The 17,810-nt window shown below is 71.7% G+C and carries 22 protein-coding genes and 1 tRNA gene; 18 read left to right on the top strand and 5 right to left on the bottom strand.

What is annotated here, in order from left to right; translation table 11 throughout:
• Positions 1-28 precede the first annotated feature (28 nt).
• On the bottom strand, positions 29-658 hold the full coding sequence (locus ACF08F_RS00425; protein ID WP_392296293.1) for a MarC family protein: 630 nt from the start codon (positions 656-658) through the stop codon (positions 29-31).
• Between the two features lie 131 nt (positions 659-789).
• Here ACF08F_RS00425 and ACF08F_RS00430 point away from each other — a divergent pair, with 131 nt between their 5' ends.
• On the top strand, positions 790-1,206 hold the full coding sequence (locus ACF08F_RS00430; protein ID WP_392296294.1) for a YciI family protein: 417 nt from the start codon (positions 790-792) through the stop codon (positions 1,204-1,206).
• A 25-nt stretch (positions 1,207-1,231) separates the two neighbouring features.
• Here ACF08F_RS00430 and ACF08F_RS00435 read toward each other — a convergent pair whose 3' ends face one another.
• A complete protein-coding gene (locus tag ACF08F_RS00435) occupies positions 1,232-2,677 on the bottom strand; it encodes an MFS transporter (RefSeq protein WP_392296295.1) in 1,446 nt (481 codons plus the stop codon).
• 65 nt (positions 2,678-2,742) lie between these two features.
• On the opposite strand from ACF08F_RS00435, the gene ACF08F_RS00440 reads away from it, so the two are divergent.
• Entirely contained in the window at positions 2,743-3,390 is a 648-nt protein-coding gene (locus tag ACF08F_RS00440; protein WP_392296296.1) for a TetR/AcrR family transcriptional regulator, read from the top strand.
• Positions 3,391-3,484: 94 nt separating this feature from the next.
• On the top strand, positions 3,485-3,772 hold the full coding sequence (locus tag ACF08F_RS00445) for a metal-sensitive transcriptional regulator (protein WP_366303252.1): 288 nt from the start codon (positions 3,485-3,487) through the stop codon (positions 3,770-3,772).
• 161 nt (positions 3,773-3,933) lie between these two features.
• On the opposite strand, the gene wrbA is transcribed toward ACF08F_RS00445, so the two are convergent.
• Positions 3,934-4,539: an NAD(P)H:quinone oxidoreductase gene (gene wrbA, locus ACF08F_RS00450; RefSeq protein WP_392296297.1), complete on the bottom strand. Its 606-nt coding sequence runs from the start codon at positions 4,537-4,539 to the stop codon at positions 3,934-3,936.
• A 164-nt stretch (positions 4,540-4,703) separates the two neighbouring features.
• Here wrbA and ACF08F_RS00455 point away from each other — a divergent pair, with 164 nt between their 5' ends.
• The 5 genes from ACF08F_RS00455 to ACF08F_RS00475 all read left to right on the top strand — a co-directional run bounded on the left by ACF08F_RS00455 (position 4,704) and on the right by ACF08F_RS00475 (position 9,416).
• Positions 4,704-5,429, top strand: a complete 726-nt coding sequence (locus ACF08F_RS00455) for a TetR/AcrR family transcriptional regulator (RefSeq protein WP_392296298.1) — start codon at positions 4,704-4,706, stop codon at positions 5,427-5,429.
• A 62-nt stretch (positions 5,430-5,491) separates the two neighbouring features.
• Positions 5,492-6,052, top strand: a complete 561-nt coding sequence (locus tag ACF08F_RS00460) for an RBBP9/YdeN family alpha/beta hydrolase (RefSeq protein WP_392296299.1) — start codon at positions 5,492-5,494, stop codon at positions 6,050-6,052.
• 39 nt (positions 6,053-6,091) lie between these two features.
• Positions 6,092-7,081 carry a prolyl aminopeptidase gene (gene pip, locus ACF08F_RS00465; protein WP_392296300.1) on the top strand — a complete coding sequence of 330 codons (990 nt, stop codon included), beginning with the start codon at positions 6,092-6,094 and terminating at the stop codon, positions 7,079-7,081.
• 42 nt (positions 7,082-7,123) lie between these two features.
• The gene (locus tag ACF08F_RS00470; RefSeq protein ID WP_392296301.1) at positions 7,124-7,747 is read left to right on the top strand and encodes an HhH-GPD-type base excision DNA repair protein; all 624 of its coding nucleotides are present in this window, start codon (positions 7,124-7,126) and stop codon (positions 7,745-7,747) included.
• 115 nt (positions 7,748-7,862) lie between these two features.
• Positions 7,863-9,416: a M28 family metallopeptidase gene (locus ACF08F_RS00475; RefSeq protein ID WP_392296302.1), complete on the top strand. Its 1,554-nt coding sequence runs from the start codon at positions 7,863-7,865 to the stop codon at positions 9,414-9,416.
• 35 nt (positions 9,417-9,451) lie between these two features.
• Here the strand turns inward: ACF08F_RS00475 and ACF08F_RS00480 are convergent, their stop codons facing one another.
• A complete protein-coding gene (locus tag ACF08F_RS00480; RefSeq protein WP_392296303.1) occupies positions 9,452-11,083 on the bottom strand; it encodes a helicase HerA-like domain-containing protein in 1,632 nt (543 codons plus the stop codon).
• 97 nt (positions 11,084-11,180) lie between these two features.
• Between ACF08F_RS00480 and ACF08F_RS00485 the strand changes: the two genes are divergently transcribed.
• Positions 11,181-11,477 carry a type II toxin-antitoxin system VapB family antitoxin gene (locus tag ACF08F_RS00485; RefSeq protein WP_055642348.1) on the top strand — a complete coding sequence of 99 codons (297 nt, stop codon included), beginning with the start codon at positions 11,181-11,183 and terminating at the stop codon, positions 11,475-11,477.
• Positions 11,478-11,581: 104 nt separating this feature from the next.
• Positions 11,582-12,211: a LytR C-terminal domain-containing protein gene (locus tag ACF08F_RS00490; RefSeq protein WP_392296304.1), complete on the top strand. Its 630-nt coding sequence runs from the start codon at positions 11,582-11,584 to the stop codon at positions 12,209-12,211.
• A 90-nt stretch (positions 12,212-12,301) separates the two neighbouring features.
• Here ACF08F_RS00490 and upp read toward each other — a convergent pair whose 3' ends face one another.
• Positions 12,302-12,937, bottom strand: coding sequence for a uracil phosphoribosyltransferase (gene upp, locus ACF08F_RS00495; protein ID WP_392296305.1), 636 nt, complete (start codon positions 12,935-12,937; stop codon positions 12,302-12,304).
• Positions 12,938-13,029: 92 nt separating this feature from the next.
• Here upp and ACF08F_RS00500 point away from each other — a divergent pair, with 92 nt between their 5' ends.
• The 8 genes from ACF08F_RS00500 (at position 13,030) to ACF08F_RS00535 (ending at position 17,800) form a co-directional block, all read left to right on the top strand.
• Positions 13,030-13,239, top strand: a complete 210-nt coding sequence (locus ACF08F_RS00500) for a hypothetical protein (protein ID WP_392296306.1) — start codon at positions 13,030-13,032, stop codon at positions 13,237-13,239.
• Between the two features lie 204 nt (positions 13,240-13,443).
• Positions 13,444-13,980: a hypothetical protein gene (locus tag ACF08F_RS00505; RefSeq protein ID WP_392296307.1), complete on the top strand. Its 537-nt coding sequence runs from the start codon at positions 13,444-13,446 to the stop codon at positions 13,978-13,980.
• Positions 13,981-14,081: 101 nt separating this feature from the next.
• Positions 14,082-14,510 carry a tRNA adenosine(34) deaminase TadA gene (gene tadA, locus ACF08F_RS00510; RefSeq protein WP_392296308.1) on the top strand — a complete coding sequence of 143 codons (429 nt, stop codon included), beginning with the start codon at positions 14,082-14,084 and terminating at the stop codon, positions 14,508-14,510.
• 67 nt (positions 14,511-14,577) lie between these two features.
• Positions 14,578-14,662: transfer RNA gene (locus tag ACF08F_RS00515), tRNA-Ser, on the top strand.
• A gap of 424 nt (positions 14,663-15,086) precedes the next feature.
• The gene (locus ACF08F_RS00520; RefSeq protein ID WP_167534187.1) at positions 15,087-15,251 is read left to right on the top strand and encodes a hypothetical protein; all 165 of its coding nucleotides are present in this window, start codon (positions 15,087-15,089) and stop codon (positions 15,249-15,251) included.
• 9 nt (positions 15,252-15,260) lie between these two features.
• Complete coding sequence (locus ACF08F_RS00525; RefSeq protein WP_055642352.1) at positions 15,261-15,554, top strand: Dabb family protein; 294 nt, start codon at positions 15,261-15,263, stop codon at positions 15,552-15,554.
• A gap of 211 nt (positions 15,555-15,765) precedes the next feature.
• Positions 15,766-16,611 carry an RNA polymerase sigma factor SigF gene (locus tag ACF08F_RS00530; RefSeq protein ID WP_392296309.1) on the top strand — a complete coding sequence of 282 codons (846 nt, stop codon included), beginning with the start codon at positions 15,766-15,768 and terminating at the stop codon, positions 16,609-16,611.
• A gap of 235 nt (positions 16,612-16,846) precedes the next feature.
• Positions 16,847-17,800, top strand: coding sequence for an RNA polymerase sigma factor SigF (locus ACF08F_RS00535; RefSeq protein ID WP_392296310.1), 954 nt, complete (start codon positions 16,847-16,849; stop codon positions 17,798-17,800).
• Positions 17,801-17,810: the final 10 nt, after the last annotated feature.

The following is a 17,810-nucleotide window of genomic DNA, read 5'->3' on the forward strand; positions in this document are numbered from 1 at the left end:
CCATCGTGCACCACTTTCAAAACACGGCCTAGTGGCGGTCTCCGAGGTTGGGGACGCCCAGGTCGTAGAGGCCGTCGAGGACGAGGTCGACGCCGACCGCGGCGAGGAGCAGGCCCAGGAGGCGGCCGAGGAGCTCGATGGTGGCGTGGTGGGTGCGTTGCAGGAGACGGGTGAGGAGCAGGACGCAGACGAGGTCGAGGGCGATGACGCACACGTACGCGCCGACGACCGTCGAGCGCCAGGTGAAGGAGTCGCGTGCGGCGGCCTCGATGAGGACGGCCGTCATGGCGAGCGGGCTCACGACGTACGGCATGAGCAGCTCGCGCACCCCGCTGACCAGGTCGGGCGCGTCCTGGTGGGAGCCGTCGGAGCCGAGGTGGAGGCCGAGGACGAGTCCGACGGCGTAGAGGAAGAAGATGACGCCGCCCGCGATCTGGAGGGCCGGCGTGCTGATGTGGAAGAGGTCGAGGATCCAGGGCGCCAGGATGCCGGTGACCAGGCCGACGAGGACGGCCGCGCCCGAGGAGATGAGCGCGATCGTGCGGAGCTGGCCGACGGGGTGGGCCTGGGCGAGTCCGGCGAAGGTGAGGAGGACCTTCGGGGGGCCGACGACGGAGAAGAAGGTGATGAAGGCGGCGGAGAAGCTGAATACGTCCACTCGGGAATCATGGGGCGGTCGGGTGATTTCTCCCTTTTTTCCGGCTTCTGACCGCGCGGTGTCGAGAACCTCCCGTCGGCTCCGACTCTCCTGCGAGAGGCAGAACCGGACACGGACACGAGGAGGACGTCGTGAAGTACCTGATGATGGTGCAGGGTTCCCAGGCCGACTACGAGGCGATGGTGGGCCGCGGTTCCGCCGAGAGCCCCGCCTGGACCAAGGCGGATCTCCAGGCGATGTTCGACCACATGAACACGATCAACGCCGAGCTGACCGCCAACGGCGAGATGCTCGACGGCCAGGGCCTCGACTCCCCGTCCACGGCCCGCTTCGTGACGGTGGACGGCGACGGCAGGCCGGTCGTCACGGACGGCCCGTACGCGGAGACCAAGGAGGTCCTCGCCGGCTACTGGCTCCTCGACTGCGCCTCCCTGGACCGCGTCACGGAGATCGCCGCCCGGGTCGCCCGCTGCCCGGCCCCGGCCGGCGCACCGGAGTACGCGGTGGTGATCCGGCCGGTCGACGAGCGGGGTCCCCGCCAGGACTGAGCCGGGCGCGGTCCGTGGCCGGCCCTCAGTGGACCCCGTGGGGGCCGCCCGTGTGGTGCGGGGTGCCCCGGGGGACGAGGAAGGGAGCCGCCAGGGACGCCGCTGCCGCTGTGGCCGTGCACAGGGTGAAGGCCGTCGTGAAGCCCGTGACGGTGACGGGACCCGGGGCGGAGACCGCCGTCGTGGTGGTGAGGGCGAGGGTGGAGACCGCGGCCACGCCGATCGAGCCGCCCACCTCGTGGAAGGTGTTCACGATGCCCGAGGCGAGGCCCGCCTCGTGCGGGGTGAGGCCGAGGGCCGTCGTCGTCGCCGCGACGAAGACCGCGCCGAGGCCGAACGACGCCGTGGCCAGGCCCGGCAGCAGGGTGGCCCAGGGGTTGGCGCCCGGAGTGAGGAACGTCAGCGGCAGACACCCCAGGGCCGCCAGCGCCAGGCCGCCGGCCGCGCAGGCGCGCGGGCCCCTCGTCGTCACGAGGCGCGAGCCGAGGTGGGCGCCGATCGCGGTCGTGAGGGCGATCGGAAGGAAGAGGAGGCCGGTGCGGAGGGCCCCGAGGCCGTGGACGTGCTGGAGCTGCAGGGAGCCCAGGAAGAAGAACGAGATCAGCAGCGCGGTCGCGACCAGCATCAGGAACGAGCCCGCGACGACCGGGCGCCGCCTCAGCATCCCGAGGTCCATCAGCGGGGCCGCGCTCGCCCGCTCGACCGCGGCGAAGGCCCCGTAGAGCGCGAGCGCGCCGAGCAGCGGCAGCAGGGTCTCGGCGGAGGCCCAGCCGGAGTCGCCCGCCTGGACCAGGCCGTAGACGAGCGCGCCGGTGGCGGTGGTCACGAGGAGCGCGCCCGGGACGTCCAGCCGGCCGCCGCCCGTACGCCGCTGCCGCCCGTCCGCCGGCAGGACCCTCGGGAGCGCGGCCAGCAGGGCCAGGCCCACCGGGACGTTGACGTGGAAGACCCAGGGCCAGCCCGGGCCCTCGGTGAGGGCGCCGCCGAGTAGGACGCCGACGGCCGAGCCGGTGCCGCCGATCGCCGCCCACGCGCCGAGGGCCCTGGCCCGCTCGGCGCCGTGGAAGGCGGTCGTGACGAGGGCGAGCGCGGCCGGGGAGAGGAGCGCGGCGCCCACGCCCTGGGCGATCCGGCCGCCGAGCAGGACGGGGGCGCTCGCGGCGAGGCCGCAGGCGAGGGACGCGGCGGTGAAGAGCGCGAGCCCGGCCAGGAGGACGCGGCGGGCGCCCAGGGCGTCGGCGAGCCGGCCGCCGAGCAGCATGAGCCCGCCGAAGCACAGGGTGTACGCAGTGACGACCCAGGTCAGGGCCGTACGGCCGAGGTCGAGGTCGGCGGAGAGGGCGGGCAGGGCGACGTTCACGACGGTGACGTCGAGGACCAGCATGAACTGGGCCGCACAGATCAGCGCGAGGGCCGTCCAGCGGCGTGGATGCGTGGGGGCAGGGGTCGGTACGGCGATGTCGGTGGGCATAACTGAACTGTACGGCACAGTACAGTTGAACTCAACGGTACAGTTGACTTGGTACGGTTCGGGGCATGAACGCGCAGCCCGACCCCCCCAGGCCCGCACCCGGCGGAGCCCGCGCCGCCCGCAAGCGCCAGGCCGTCGTCCGGGCGGCCCGCGACCTCTTCCTCCACGAGGGCTTCGGCGTCGGCATGGACGCGATCGCCGCCGAGGCGGGCGTCTCCAAGGTCACCGTCTACAACCACTTCGGCAGCAAGGAAGCGCTCTTCACCGCCGTCGTCGCGGGCGCCCTCGACGAACCCCTGCACCAGGGCGCCGAAGGCCCCGACCTCTCCCGGCTGGCCGAGGCCGAGGACCTGCGCGCCGCCCTCACCGAGGCCGGCCACGCCTGGGCCCGCGCCGTACGGGCCGACGAGGAGGGCCGCGCGCTGCGCACCCTCGTCGCCACCGAGCTCCACCGCTTCCCCGAGCTGGGCCGCGCCTGGCGGGCCCACGGCCCGGCCGGCCACCACCCCGCGGTCGCGGACGCACTGCGCACCCTCGCCGACCGGGGACTCCTGGAGATCCCGGACCTGGAGGTCGCGGTGCTCCAGCTCTACTCGCTGCTCGTCTTCCCGCAGATGGTCTTCGAGCAGTACGGGACCGAGCTCGCCGAGGACCTGGCCGAGCGGCTCGTCGCCGACGGGGTCGAGATGTTCCTCCGCCGCTACGCCCCCTGAGCGAGCGGGGTCCGCCCGCGGCAGGTGTCATCCTTGGCCGTAGTCCCGCACGGGGGAGTAAATTACCCCCTGGGGTATCTGTGGAGGTATGGCTGTGGAACTCGATCTCGCGGGCGCGGAGCTCAAGGCGGTACTGAACCGGCTGCGCCGGGCCCAGGGCCAGATCTCCGGCGTGATCCGGATGATCGAGGAGGGCCGGGACTGCGAGGAGGTCGTGACCCAGCTCGCCGCCGCCTCCCGCGCCCTCGACCGGGCCGGGTTCGCGATCATCGCCACCGGGCTCCAGCAGTGTCTGACCGACATCGAGGACGGCCGGAAGGACGGCGAGGACCGCGAGGCCATGCGGGCCCGGCTGGAGAAGCTCTTCCTGTCGCTGGCGTAGAGCCGTAGGCGTGGAGCCGTAGGCGTGGACGCAGTTGGACGGCTGTGGACGCAGGCGGTTCCCGGAACGTCGATCACCCCCAGGGCATGCCCATGCCCTGGGGGTGATCGACGTTCCGGACCGTGCGGCCGCAGCCCCGGTCAGTCGTACAAGAAACCCCTTCAGTCCGCGAGACCCTTGAGCCGCTTCGCGATCCGCGTCAGGCGCGCGCCCTGGTAGCGGGCGGCCTGGAGGACGTTCTCCTCCGGGGCGCCGTTGGCGGCGGGGTGCGAGGTGCCGTAGGGGTTGCCGCCGGCCGCGTAGACGGACGGGTCGGTGAAGCCGGGCGAGACGATGACCGAGCCCCAGTGGTGGAAGGTGTTGTAGAGCGCGAGCAGCGTCGACTCGTTGCCGCCGTGGACGTTGTGGGCGCTGGTGAAGGCGGTCGCGGGCTTGTCCGCCATGACGCCGCGCTGCCACAGGCCGCCCGAGGTGTCGACGTACTGCTTGAGTTGGGCGGCGACGTTCCCGAAACGGGTCGGGGAACCCAGCGCGTACGCGTCGGCCCACTCCAGGTCGTCCAGCGTGGCCGTCTCCACGTCACCGGTGGCGTCGACGTGGGCGCGCCAGGCCGGGTTCGCGTCGATGGCGGCGTCCGGGGCGAGCTCGGGGACCCTGCGCAGGCGCACCTCCGCACCGGCCTTCTCGGCACCCTCGGCGACGGCCTGGGCGAGCTGGTGGACGGCACCGGTGGCCGAGTAGTAGATGACGGCGACCTTCACGGACATGACGAACTCCCTCAACCGGATTACTTTCCGTTTCGATGGTTCGAGGTTAAGCGGATTGCTATCCGCTTTGCAAGGGCGGCAGGTATGCTCACATCGAGGACCTACCGAGGGGGAAACGGGCGACGGTCACACGGGCGTACAGGCGACAGGACAGGAGCCGGCAGATGAGCACGAGAGAACCGCGGACCGGGGACGCGGCCGCGACCCCGCCGCCCCCTGCACCCGCACCCGCACCCGCACCCGCACCCGCACCTTCCGCGTCCGCGCCGACTCCCCCGCCCGCGCCCCTGCCGGCCCTCGGCCTGCTCCCCACCGTCGGCGACGGCCCCGCCCCCGAGCGCGCCGATGCCGCCCGCAACCGGCGGAAGATCCTCGACGCGGCCGCCCGGATCGTCGCCGAGGACGGCCCCCAGGCCGTCACCATGAACCAGGTCGCCCACGCCAGCGGGATCGGCGTCGGCACCGTCTACCGCCGCTTCGGCGACGTCTCCCAGCTCCTGTGGGCCCTGCTCGACGACCGCGAGCGCCGGTTCCAGGAGGCCTACATGAGCGGCCCGCCGCCGCTCGGGCCCGGCGCCCCCGCCGCGGAGCGGCTCGACGCCTTCCTCGACGCGCTCGTCGACCGGGTCCGCGCACAGCGCGAGATCCTGCTCGCCGCCCACTCAGCCGCACCCCGGGCCCGCTACCACAGCGGCGCCTACCGGGTGATGCACACGCACATGACCCTGCTCATCGGCGAGTTGAGGCCCACATCCGACGCCACCCTCCTCGCGCACCTGGCACTCGCACCGTTCTCGCCGGACGTCATGCACCACCTGACGGTCGAGCAGGAGCTGTCGAGCGAGCGCCTCAAGGCCGGGGTACGGGAGCTGCTGACCCTGAGGGCCTGAGACGGGTTCCGACGCGTGGACGGCGCTGGACCCGGAGCGGGCCGCGGGCGCAGGATCGCGGCATGACCACGTACCTGATCCTGCACGGCTTCCAGAACCACCGTCCGCCGGGTCACTGGCAGCACTGGCTCGCCGGGGAGCTGCGGGCGCGCGGGCACGAGGTGCGCTATCCGCAGCTTCCCGAGGCGGACGCGCCCGTGCTCGACGACTGGCTCGCCGCGCTGACGGAGCACGGACAGCGGCCCGCCGACGGGGAGTTCGTGGTGCTCGCGCACAGCCTGTCGGTCCTGCTGTGGCTGCGGGCCGGGGCGCGGCGGCCGGAGGCCGACCGGGTGCTGCTCGTCGCCCCACCCTCGCCGGGCGTGACGGCGTCGATCCCGGAGATCGCGGCCTTCGCCGACGGCCTCGACCTCGCGGAGGAGGGTGTGCGCGCACGGCTCGTGTACGGGGACGGGGACCCGTACTGCCCCGAGGGCGCGGACGTCCACTACGGCACCCCGCTCGGCCTCGACACGGACCACGTCCCGGGCGGCGAGCACCTCAACCCCGGCTCGGGGTACGGGGAGTGGGCCTCGGTCCTGGAGTGGTGCGAGGACCCGGCCGTACGGATCAAGGGCCGGTAGCCCCACCGCAGGAGCGTCGCCGCCCGTAGGCTCGGGCGGATGCACCCCGAGACCGCACCGTACGACCAGGGCCTGCTCGACGTGGGCGACGGCAACCTCGTCCACTGGGAGGTCTCCGGCAACCCGGCGGGCCGGCCCGCGCTCGTCGTGCACGGCGGGCCCGGCTCCGGCTCCAACCCCCGCAGCCGCCGGTTCTTCGACCCGGAGGCCTACCGCGTCGTCCTCTTCGACCAGCGCGGCTGCGGGCGCTCCACCCCGCACGCGAGCGACCCGGCCGCCGACATGTCCGTGAACACCACCGCGCACCTGGTGGCCGACATGGAGCGACTGCGCGAGCACCTGGGCATCGAGCAGTGGCTGCTCTACGGCGGCTCCTGGGGCTCCACGCTGATCCTGGCGTACGCGGAGGCCCACCCCGAGCGCGTCACGGCGATCGTCGTCGCGGCCGTGACGACGACCCGCCGATCCGAGATCGCCTGGCTGTACGAGGGAGCCGGCCGCTTCTTCCCCGAGGCCCACGAACGCTTCCGCGCCGGGGCGCGGGCACGGCACGAAAGCGGTGACGACACCGCGCAAGGCCTGGTGGAGGCGTACTCCGCCCTGATGGGCCACCCCGACCGGGCCGTCCGGGAGAAGGCCGCGGCCGACTGGTGCGCCTGGGAGGACGCGGTCCTGTCCATGGAGGGCCAGGGCACCCCGTACACCGACCGGGTCGACGACACCCGGCTCGGCTTCGTACGGATCTGTGCGCACTACTTCGCCCACGGCGCCTGGCTCGCGGAGGGCGCGCTGCTCCGCGCCGCGCACCGGCTCACGGGCATCCCCGGCGTCCTGATCCAGGGCCGGCTCGACATGGCCGGCCCGCCCACCACCGCCTGGGAGCTGTCCCGCGCCTGGCCGGAGGCGGAACTGCACGTGGTCGAGGACGCGGGGCACCTGGGCGACCTGCGGACCGGCGAGCTGATCCTCGCGGCCCTGGACCGCTTCGCGAAGGAGGTCCCGAGAGGCTCCGAGCGCGCGGGAGGGTGAACCCACCGGGCGCGAGCCCGGCACCGGCGGGATGATCGAAGGATGAGTCCCAAGGCAGCCCCTGAGATCCATCTGGCCCAGCAGCCCGAGGCCGACGAGTTGCTCGGCCGCTCGCCGCTGGCCGCGCTCGTCGGCATGCTCCTGGACCAGCAGGTCCCGATGGAGTGGGCCTTCTCCGGCCCGTACACGATCGCCTCCCGTCTCGGGGCGGACGATCTCGACGCGCACGAGATCGCCGCCCGCGACCCGGAGGAGTTCGCCGCGCTGCTCTCCGAGAAGCCGGCCGTGCACCGCTATCCGGGGTCGATGGCCCAGCGGGTCCAGCAGCTCTGCCGCTTCCTCGTCGAGGAGTACGGGGGCGACGCCGAGGCCGTCTGGGCGGACGCGGCGAGCGGGAAGGAGCTGCTCGCGCGGCTCCAGGCGCTGCCGGGCTTCGGGAAGCAGAAGGCGCAGATCTTCCTGGCGCTGCTCGGCAAGCAGTACGGGGTACGGCCCCCGGGCTGGCGGGAGGCGGCGGGGGCGTACGGCGAGCAGGGCTCGTACCGCTCGGCCGCCGACATCACCGGGCCCGAGTCGCTGGCGAAGGTGCGCGCGCACAAGCAGGAGATGAAGGCGGCGGCAAAGGAGGCAAAAGCCGCCAAGGCGGGAAAATCGTCCGGGAATTGATAATTCCAGATGTCAATCCTGCTCAAGGCGAGAGGAATTACGCAGAACCTGTTCACAGAACCCCCCCGAGATCGCTAACTTCCCCTCAACCTCGTCCGTACCGGGAAGGACTTCTGTGAACGCAACCCAGCGACGCGCCGCAGCCATACTGGCCGCCGCCGCCATCGCCACCCCGCTGGTCCTCGCCTCTCCCGCCACCGCCGGCCAGGACCCCGCGGCCGCTCCGGCCCGCGATGCCGCAAAGCTGGCGAAGAAGCTGGTCCGCGAGACCACCGCACAGGGCGCCTTCAAGCACCTGCAGAAGTTCCAGGCGATAGCCGACTCGGCCGGCGGCCACCGCGCGGCCGGCTCGCTCGGCCACGACGCCTCCGCCGCCTACGTGTACACGCAGCTCAAGAAGGCCGGCTACGACGTCCGGTACCAGAAGTTCGAGTTCGAGTACACGCAGACGCTCGCCGAGAAGGCCTCCGTCGTCTCGCCCGCGCCCCGCACGCTCGACATCAAGGCGATGACGTACACCAAGTCCACCCCGGTCGGCGGCATCACCGCGGCCCTCGCGGCCGTGCCCGTCGACGCCGACGGCACCACCGGCTGCGAGCCGGGCGACTTCGCCTCCGGTACCTTCACCGGCAAGATCGCGCTGATCAAGCGCGGTGGCTGCACCTTCGCGGTCAAGCAGCAGAACGCCGCCGCGGCCGGTGCCGCCGCCGCCGTCATCTACAACAACACCGACGGCGCCCTCTCCGGCACCCTCGGCGACGCGACGGCCGGCAAGATCCCGACCGGTGGTCTCACCCAGGCCGAGGGCGCCCAGCTCGCCGCCGACCTCGCGAACGGCCCGGTCTCCCTCTCCCTGGAGATCCGCCAGCTCCAGGAGAAGCGTTCCACCAACAACGTCATCGCGGAGACCCGGGGCGGCAACGCCGCCAACACCGTGATGCTCGGCTCGCACCTCGACTCCGTCACCGCCGGCCCCGGCATCAACGACAACGGCTCGGGCTCCGCCGGTCTCCTCCAGGCCGCCCTGGAGCTGGCCGAGTCGAAGGACAAGGTCCGCAACAAGGTCCGCTTCGCCTGGTGGTCCGCGGAGGAGAACGGCCTCCTCGGCTCCGAGCACTACGTGAACACCCTCACGGAGCTCGACAAGAAGGAGATCAAGCTCTACCTCAACTTCGACATGATCGCCTCGCCGAACTACGGCCTGTTCGTGTACGACGGCGACAACTCCGACGGCGTCGGCGCGGGCGCGGGCCCCGAGGGCTCGGCCCAGCTGGAACGCGACATCAACGACTTCATGGACAAGCGCGGAGTCCCGCACGAGGGCACCGACTTCACCGGCCGCTCCGACTACGGCCCGTTCATCGAGGTCGGCATCCCCTCCGGCGGCACCTTCACCGGCGCCGAGGGCATCAAGACCGCGGGCCAGGCCGCCAAGTTCGGCGGCCAGGCCGGTGTCGCGTACGACGTGAACTACCACGCCAAGGGCGACGACATCAAGAACGTCAACATGACCGCCTTCGACGTGAACATCGACGTCATCGCCAACGCCGTGGGCACCTACGCCCACGACATCTCGTCCCTGCGCAAGCCGGTCGTCTCCGTCCCGACCACGGGCGACGCGGGCAGCGGCGGCGGCCTGCACGGCGACCACCACGAGGTCACCGAGTAGTCGGCCCCGTAGCCGTCCGGGCAGCCACCCGGCCGTCACCGCCTCCGGCGGGCCGTCCCGAAGATCGAGCGACTGATCTCCCGGCCCAGCTGGGTGCCGACCGACCGGGCCAGGGACCTGAAGATCCCGCTGCCCACCACCTGTTCGGTCAGCGAGGGCTCCTCCTTCTCCCGAGGAGCCCTCGCTGCGTCCCGCCGCCCCGCCTTCTCGGCCCTGGCCGCCTCCTCGGCGGCCACCTTGGCGGCCTCCTTGGCGTCCGCCGCCTCCAACGCCGCCTTCTCCGCCGCGAGCTGCTCGGCCGTCAGCTTCTCGTACGCCGACTCCCGGTCCACCGCCTCCGCGTAACGCCCGTACAGCGGCGACCCCTTCACCGCCGCGTCCAGGGCGGCCGCGTCGACCGGCCCCATCAGCGACTCCGGCGCCCGCAGCCGCGTCGCCGCCACCGGCGTCGGGGCGCCCCTCTCGCTCAGTACGGTGACCACCGCCTCGCCCGTGCCGAGCCCGGTGAGCACCTCCTCCAGGTCGTACGGCGACTTCGGGAAGGTCCGCACGGTCGCCTTGAGCGCCTTGGCGTCGTCCGGGGTGAAGGCGCGCAGCGCGTGCTGCACCCGGTTGCCGAGCTGGCCGAGCACGTCCGAGGGGACGTCCTTCGGGGTCTGCGTCACGAAGAAGACGCCGACGCCCTTCGAGCGGATCAGCCGCACCGTCTGCGTGATCGACTCCAGGAACGCCTTCGACGCCCCGTTGAACAGCAGGTGCGCCTCGTCGAAGAAGAAGACCAGCTTCGGCTTCTCCAGGTCGCCGGCCTCGGGCAGGTCCTGGAAGAGGTCCGCGAGCATCCACATCAGGAACGTCGAGAAGAGCTGCGGCTTGTCCTGCACCGCCGGCAGCTCCAGGACCGAGACGGTCCCCCGCCCGTCCGCCGCCGTCCGCAGGAACGCGGCGGTGTCGAAGTCCGGCTCCCCGAAGAAGTCGCCCGCACCCTGCTGCTCGAAGGCGGTGATCGACCGCAGGATCACCCCGGCCGTCACCGTCGACAGCCCGCCGATCCCCTTCAGCTCGGCCTTCCCGAGGTCCGAGACCAGGAAGGCCACGACCGCCCGCAGGTCCTTGAGATCGACCAGTTCGAGGCCCTTGGCGTCGGCGTAGTGGAAGATCAGGCCGAGCGACTGCTCCTGCGTCCGGTTGAGCTGGAGCACCTTCGACAGGAGCACAGGGCCGAAGCCGGTCACCGTGGCGCGCACCGGGATGCCGGGGCCGAGGCCCCCGAGCGCGTAGAACTCGCAGGGGAAGCCCGTACCCCGCCACTCCTGGCCGACCTGGGCGGCCCGCTCCCGCACCCGCTCGCCGTCCTCACCGGGCGCCGAGATCCCGGAGACGTCGCCCTTGACGTCGGCGAGGAAGACCGGCACCCCGTGCGCCGAGAGCTGCTCCGCGATCAGCTGGAGCGTCTTCGTCTTGCCGGTACCGGTGGCGCCGGCGACCAGACCGTGGCGGTTGAGCATCGGCAGCGGGATGCGGACCGGCGCGTCCGGGTGACAGACGCCGTCCCAGAGAAGCGCCCCCAGATCGAGCGCGGCGCCGTCGAAGGCGTACCCGGCGGCGATCTCGGCTGCGGGCCCCGCAAGGGGGGCGGGCGGCTGTGCGCTCTGCTCGCTGACGCTCATGACGACACCTTGATTTCGCTTTTGTCACGGTTCGCACCAGCATCCCATCGGCCTCGCGTGGCTGCGCCGGGAGCCGCTCGCCCGGTAGGCTTTCCGTGTGATCTTCAAGCGCATCGGAAACGGAAAGCCGTATCCCGACCACGGCCGGGAAAGCACCCGGCAGTGGGCGGACGTCGCGCCGCGCCCGGTCCGCCTCGACCAGCTGGTGACCACCAAGGGCCAGCTGGACCTGGAGACGCTGCTCGCCGAGGACTCCACCTTCTACGGCGACCTCTTCGCGCACGTCGTGAAGTGGCGCGGCGACCTCTACCTCGAGGACGGACTGCACCGCGCCGTCCGCGCGGCACTGCAGCAGCGCCAGGTGCTGCACGCCCGCGTCCTGGAACTCGACTGACGTTCCACCGCCGCTGACCCTTTCGGGGTCAGTTCGCCCCCATCCGGACGCGATCACATGATCATCAAGTAGGCATCGCCGACGGGCGGTATTACGCTGCGTTCATGAGCATGCTCACACCCCCCGGAATGGGCGGAAAGTACCGCATCACGGGGGATGTCTACCCGCGCATGCGCCGCCCCCACCGCCGGCGCAGGATCATCCTCGCGGCCGCGGCCTCCGTGGTCGTGCTCGGCGCGGCCGGCTGGGGCACGCTCCAGCTCGTCGACGTCTTCTCCGGCGACGAGGGCAGGAAGACGACCGCCGGGAAGCAGACCGACTGCAAACCCGCGCCCAAGGCGACGACCCCGCCCGCAGCGGCCCTTCCGAAGCCCGGCCAGATCACGGTCAACGTCTACAACGCGACCCCGCGCAGCGGACTCGCCAAGACGACCGCGGACGAGCTGAAGAAGCGCGGCTTCAAGGTCGGCAAGGTCGGGAACGCCCCCGCGGCCTTCGACAAGAAGGTCCCCGGCGCCGGACTGCTGCTCGGCGCGCCGACGGCCACCAAGGGCGCCTTCCCGGTCCTCGGCACCCAGCTCAAGGGCGCCACGACCAAGACGGACACCCGCGGCACGGCGGACGTGGACCTGATCATCGGGACGGCGTTCAAGACGCTGACCCCGAAAACAGCGGCGGACGCGGCCCTGGTCGCCCTGACCAAGCCCGCGCCCGTACCGACCGGAAAGTGCTGAGGGACTGCGCGTCCGCTGTTCGGCGGAGCCGGCAGCGTGACTACTCGGCGGAGCCGGCAGCGTGACTACTCGGCGGAGCCGGCAGCGTGACTACTCGGCGGAGCCGTACATGCGGTCGCCCGCGTCGCCCAGGCCCGGGACGATGTAGCCGTTCTCGTTGAGCCGCTCGTCGACCGAGGCCGTCACGACGGTCACCGGCGTGCCCGCGAGCTCGCGCTCCATGATCTCGACGCCCTCCGGGGCGGCGAGGAGCACGACCGCGGTCACGTCGTCGGCGCCGCGCTTGATCAGCTCGCGGATCGCCGCGACCAGCGTGCCGCCGGTCGCCAGCATCGGGTCCAGGACGTACACCTGGCGGCCCGAGAGGTCCTCCGGCATCCGCGTGGCGTAGGTCGACGCCTCCAGCGTCTCCTCGTTGCGGATCATGCCCAGGAAGCCGACCTCGGCCGTCGGGAGCAGCCGGACCATGCCGTCGAGCATGCCGAGCCCGGCACGCAGGATCGGCACCACCAGCGGACGCGGGTGCGAGAGCTTCACACCGGTCGTGGGGGTCACGGGGGTCTCGATGTCGACCTGCTCGGTCCGGACGTCCCTGGTGGCCTCGTAGGCGAGCAGGGTGACCAGCTCGTCGGCGAGACGGCGGAAGGTCGCGGAGTCCGTGCGCTTGTCGCGCAGGGTGGTGAGCTTGTGGGCGACCAGAGGGTGGTCGACGACGTGGAGACGCATGACTCAACAGTAGCCCGCCGCGCACTGGCGTCGACCCACGCCACTGGGGGAAGGTGGGGGCACAGGGACCCAGCGATGGGGTGGTGTGGCAGATGCCCGACCTGGAAGAACCGGCCGAGAACGCCGCCGAGGGGGCGGCCGACCGGCAGGCACCGGAGACCGACGCGGAGCGCCGCAGGCGCCGCGCCCAGTTCCTCCGCGAACTGAACGAGGCCAAGGCGCTGCGCGAGCGCGTGCAGCCACGGCGAGCCCGCGCCGCGCGGATGCGCCAGGCGATGCGCATGAGGACGTTCCGCTGGTGAGGCCGCCGGGCGCGGCCCGCCGTGCGCCCCCCGTGTGCGCCGGGGTCGCACGCCCGCCCGATGGCGGTGCCCTTCAGACTGATGCACGACTCAAGAGCCGAAGACCTCTCCTGATCGCCCTGTTTCTGTCACGATGCCGATTGGGCGGGGCATCAGGAGCGCGCCGCCGGAACGTCACACCTCTGATCAGTGGGAGAGAGTCAGGTGTACTTCGCCGCACTGCTCGCGCGCACCGAAGACGGGTGGGAAGCGAGCGACACGGAGCTCGACGACGTGGAGACCCTGTCGGATCTGGCCGAGCTCGCCCGTGAGGCCTCGGACGACGACACGGTGATCGTCTACATCGAGCAGGAGGACGCGTGGTTCGGGATCGTCCGGATCGAGGGTGAGGAAGACCCTCGGATCTACGTCTCGGACGGCGCCGCCGCCGCCCGTTCCTCGTACGGGGAGATCCTCACCCGGGAGATCCTCGGCGACGACCTCGACGCCGAGCTCGACGAGCTGGAGTCGCTGGACCTGGACGGCACGGAGGACGGGGAACCCCTCGCCGACGACGCCGACCACGACGACGAGCCGGCCGGTGCCGCGGCCGAGGCCGTGCCGTCCGCGCCCGTGGGCGACGTGCTGGTCCTCGCGGACCTCGGACTCTCGGAGCGCGAGCTCCGGGCGCTCGACACCGACGCGCTGGCGGTGATCGCGGACGCGCTGGGCGCCGCGGAGGTCCTGGAGGCCGTCCGCTAGTGCCGCACGCCGTACCCGCACACGACCCGTCGACCGCGCACGGGCCCGGACCCGGGCCCGAACCGGTGCGCGATCCCGTACGCGATCCCTGGCGGGACGCCATGCGGCTCGCTCTCGCCGAGGCCGACGCGGCCGTGCCCGCCGGTGACGTACCGGTCGGCGCGGTCGTGCTCGGCCCGGACGGCGCCGTCCTCGCCCGCGCGCACAACGAGCGGGAGGCGGCCGGCGACCCGACCGCCCACGCCGAGGTCCTCGCCCTGCGGCGGGCGGCCGCGGCGACCGGGGAGTGGCGCCTGACGGGCTGCACGCTCGTCGTGACCCTGGAGCCGTGCGTGATGTGCGCCGGCGCCCTCGTCCAGTCGCGCGTCGAGCGGGTGGTGTTCGGCGCGCTCGACGAGAAGGCGGGCGCGGCGGGCTCGCTCTGGGACCTCGTACGGGACCGGCGTCTCAACCACCGCCCCGAGGTGATCCACGGCGTGCTCGGCGAGGAGTGCGCGGAGCAGCTGACGGCCTTCTTCCGCACCCGCTGACCCCCGCTCCGACCTGGTCTTCGATACGGATTTCATCGCAGCGCCAACTTCGGCTAAGCTCTCTCTCGGTAGCGTGTCCGAGCGGCCGAAGGAGCTCGCCTCGAAAGCGAGTGTGGGGAAACTCACCGAGGGTTCAAATCCCTCCGCTACCGCTTCGATCGAAGGGCCCGGTGCATCAGCACCGGGCCCTTCGGCGTACCCCGGGCGCCTGTGGGCGCGGAGCTTCGTGGGCGCGTACGGGAATGGCCCCGGTCCGCGCTCGGGGCGTGGGCCGGGGCCTTCTCCGTAGGACGGGGGGAACGGCATCGGGGGGACAAGCCGCTCCCCCCGACGAGAACCGGTCCTACAAGCCCTGCGCCGCAGTCAGGGGGAAGCTCGCGGCGCGGACCCCGCAGTGCGGGCCGGTTCCGGCAAGCCCTGCGGATTCCTGCCAGATCCGCCGGGCTCGACATCCATCCTGCGCGCCCGTCACTCTTCCGGGGGGCGGCAAAAGGCCTCGATCTCCGGGCCCTTGGTCCATAAAGGCTCGGTTAGAGTGGCGCGGTCGTACGGCGGGGGACAGGGGAGGGCTGAGCAGTGGTGCAAGCGAAGAAGGTCGCGCTGTACGCGGTCGTGGTCTTTGTGCTGTACACGATCGTCACGTCCCCCTCCAGAGCGGCCGATCTCGTCCAGGTAGGGTTCGAGGGCATTTCCAGCGCCGCCCAGGGTGTCGGCGAGTTCATGACCGAACTCATCAACTAGGAGCCCTTCGTGATCCGCCATCTGGTCCTCTTCAAGCTCAACGAAGGAGTCGAGCGCGACGAGCCGCGCGTCGTCGCCGGCGTCGAGGCCTTCCGCGCTCTCGGTGAGCAGATCCCGGAGCTGCGGTTCTGGGAGTGCGACTGGAACATCACCGACCGGCCGATCGCCTACGACTTCGCGATCAACTCCGCCGTCGAGGACAAGGACGCCCTCCAGCGCTACCTGGAGCACCCCGCGCACCAGGCGGGTGTCGCCCAGTGGCGCGAGTTCGCCACCTGGGTGATCGCGGACTACGCCTTCTAGCCACACCTCCACCGGGGCCCCCCGCCGTCATGGCGGGGGGCCTCGCGGGTTTCTGGCCTCCCCTTTTTGCTCCAACATGCCCTCAACACGTGGCTATACGGTGCTTGCACACAGTGGACATGTCTTGTGATGCTATGACCGCTTTTGACGGATGAGTTGACCGTTGTTGACCCAGTCGACCAGCAACACCAGCCAAAGGGGTGGCGTGAACGTGCCGGCCAGTACAGCGCCTCAGGTCCCGCCCCAGCACGAGGCAGGTGCGGCGGAGACCCCGCGCCCCCGCCCACAGAGCACCCGCGGCGCCGACACCCGCGCCCTCACCCAGGTGCTCTTCGGGCAGCTCAAGCACCTGGAACCTGGCACCCCGGAGCACCACCGGGTGCGCGGGGCCCTCATCGAGGCCAACCTGCCGCTCGTGCGGTACGCGGCGGCCCGCTTCCGCTCGCGCAACGAGCCGATGGAGGACGTCGTCCAGGTCGGCACCATCGGTCTGATCAACGCGATCGACCGCTTCGACCCCGACCGGGGCGTGCAGTTCCCGACCTTCGCCATGCCGACCGTCGTCGGCGAGATCAAGCGATACTTCCGCGACAACGTCCGGACCGTGCACGTGCCGCGCCGGCTCCACGAGCTGTGGGTCCAGGTGAACGGCGCCACGGAGGACCTCACGACCGCCCACGGCCGCTCCCCCACGACCGCGGAGATCGCCGAGCGGCTGCGGATCGGCGAGGACGAGGTGCTCGCCTGCATCGAGGCCGGACGGTCGTACCACGCGACCTCCCTGGAGGCGGCGCAGGAGGGCGACGGGCTGCCCGGGCTGCTCGACCGGCTCGGTTACGAGGACCCCGCGCTCGCCGGCGTGGAGCACCGGGACCTCGTACGGCACCTGCTCGTCCAACTGCCCGAGCGCGAGCAGCGGATCCTGATGCTGCGCTACTACAGCAATCTGACCCAGTCTCAGATCAGCCAGGAGCTCGGCGTCTCGCAGATGCATGTGTCAAGGCTCCTCGCCCGCAGCTTCGCGCGTTTGAGATCCGCAAACAGAATCGAGGCGTAACCGGAACGGGTAGACCACTTCGAAACGATTCTGCGGCGCCCCAAATGCCGTACACCCCTTGTTTCCTGCGGAAATGCGCCGTCTTCTTGTCGACAAGTCACTACAGCGTGTTGCCGACATGTGACATTCTGCTGGAACCGAGTTTGCCGCAGCCCCGCCGCCGGTATTCAGGTGGAGGCTGCGTTCCTCAGATGGTCGCGGCCACCGCGACCGTCCGCGACCTCAAGGGGGTGGCATGTCCACAGAACTGGGCAGCTCGAAGGTGCTCACGCTCACGCCCGTTCCCGTGCCCACGCAGACGACGGCTCCGACCGCGGCCGAACGCCCCGCGGCGAGCTCCGCGGAGACCGTCGCGGAGAGCGCCGTCGACACCGTGGCGACCACGGCTCCGCCGCTGCCCGCCACGCCCGGCGCCCTCGACACCCGCACCCTCTCGCGCTCCCTGTTCCTGCGGCTGCGCGCCCTCGACACCGAAGGCGCCGCCGCCGACAGCCCGGAGCGGACGTACGTCCGCGACACCCTCATCGAGCTCAACCTCCCCCTCGTGCGGTACGCGGCGGCCCGCTTCCGCTCCCGTAACGAGCCGATGGAGGACATCGTCCAGGTCGGCACCATCGGCCTGATCAAGGCGATCGACCGCTTCGACTGCGAACGGGGCGTGGAGTTCCCGACGTTCGCCATGCCGACGGTCGTCGGCGAGATCAAGCGCTTCTTCCGCGACACCTCGTGGTCGGTGCGCGTGCCGCGCCGGCTCCAGGAGCTGCGGCTCGCCCTCACCAAGGCCAGCGACGAGCTCGCGCAGAAGCTCGACCGCTCCCCCACGGTGCCCGAACTCGCCGCCGTGCTCGGGGTCTCGGAGGAGGACGTCGTCGACGGCCTCGCCGTCGGCAACGCCTACACGGCCTCGTCCCTCGACTCCCCCTCGCCCGAGGACGACGGCGGCGAGGGCTCGCTCGCCGACCGCCTGGGCTACGAGGACACGGCCCTCGAAGGCGTCGAGTACCGCGAGTCCCTCAAGCCGCTGCTCGCCAAACTGCCGCCCAGGGAGCGGCAGATCATCATGCTGCGCTTCTTCGCCAACATGACCCAGTCGCAGATCGGCGAGGAGGTCGGCATCTCCCAGATGCACGTCTCGCGGCTGCTCACCCGCACGCTCGCCCAGCTGCGCGAGGGCCTCATCTCCGACTGAACTTCTCGAA

Source organism: Streptomyces sp. NPDC015130, from assembly GCF_043080005.1.
In the GTDB taxonomy this organism is placed as follows: Bacteria; Actinomycetota; Actinomycetes; order Streptomycetales; family Streptomycetaceae; genus Streptomyces.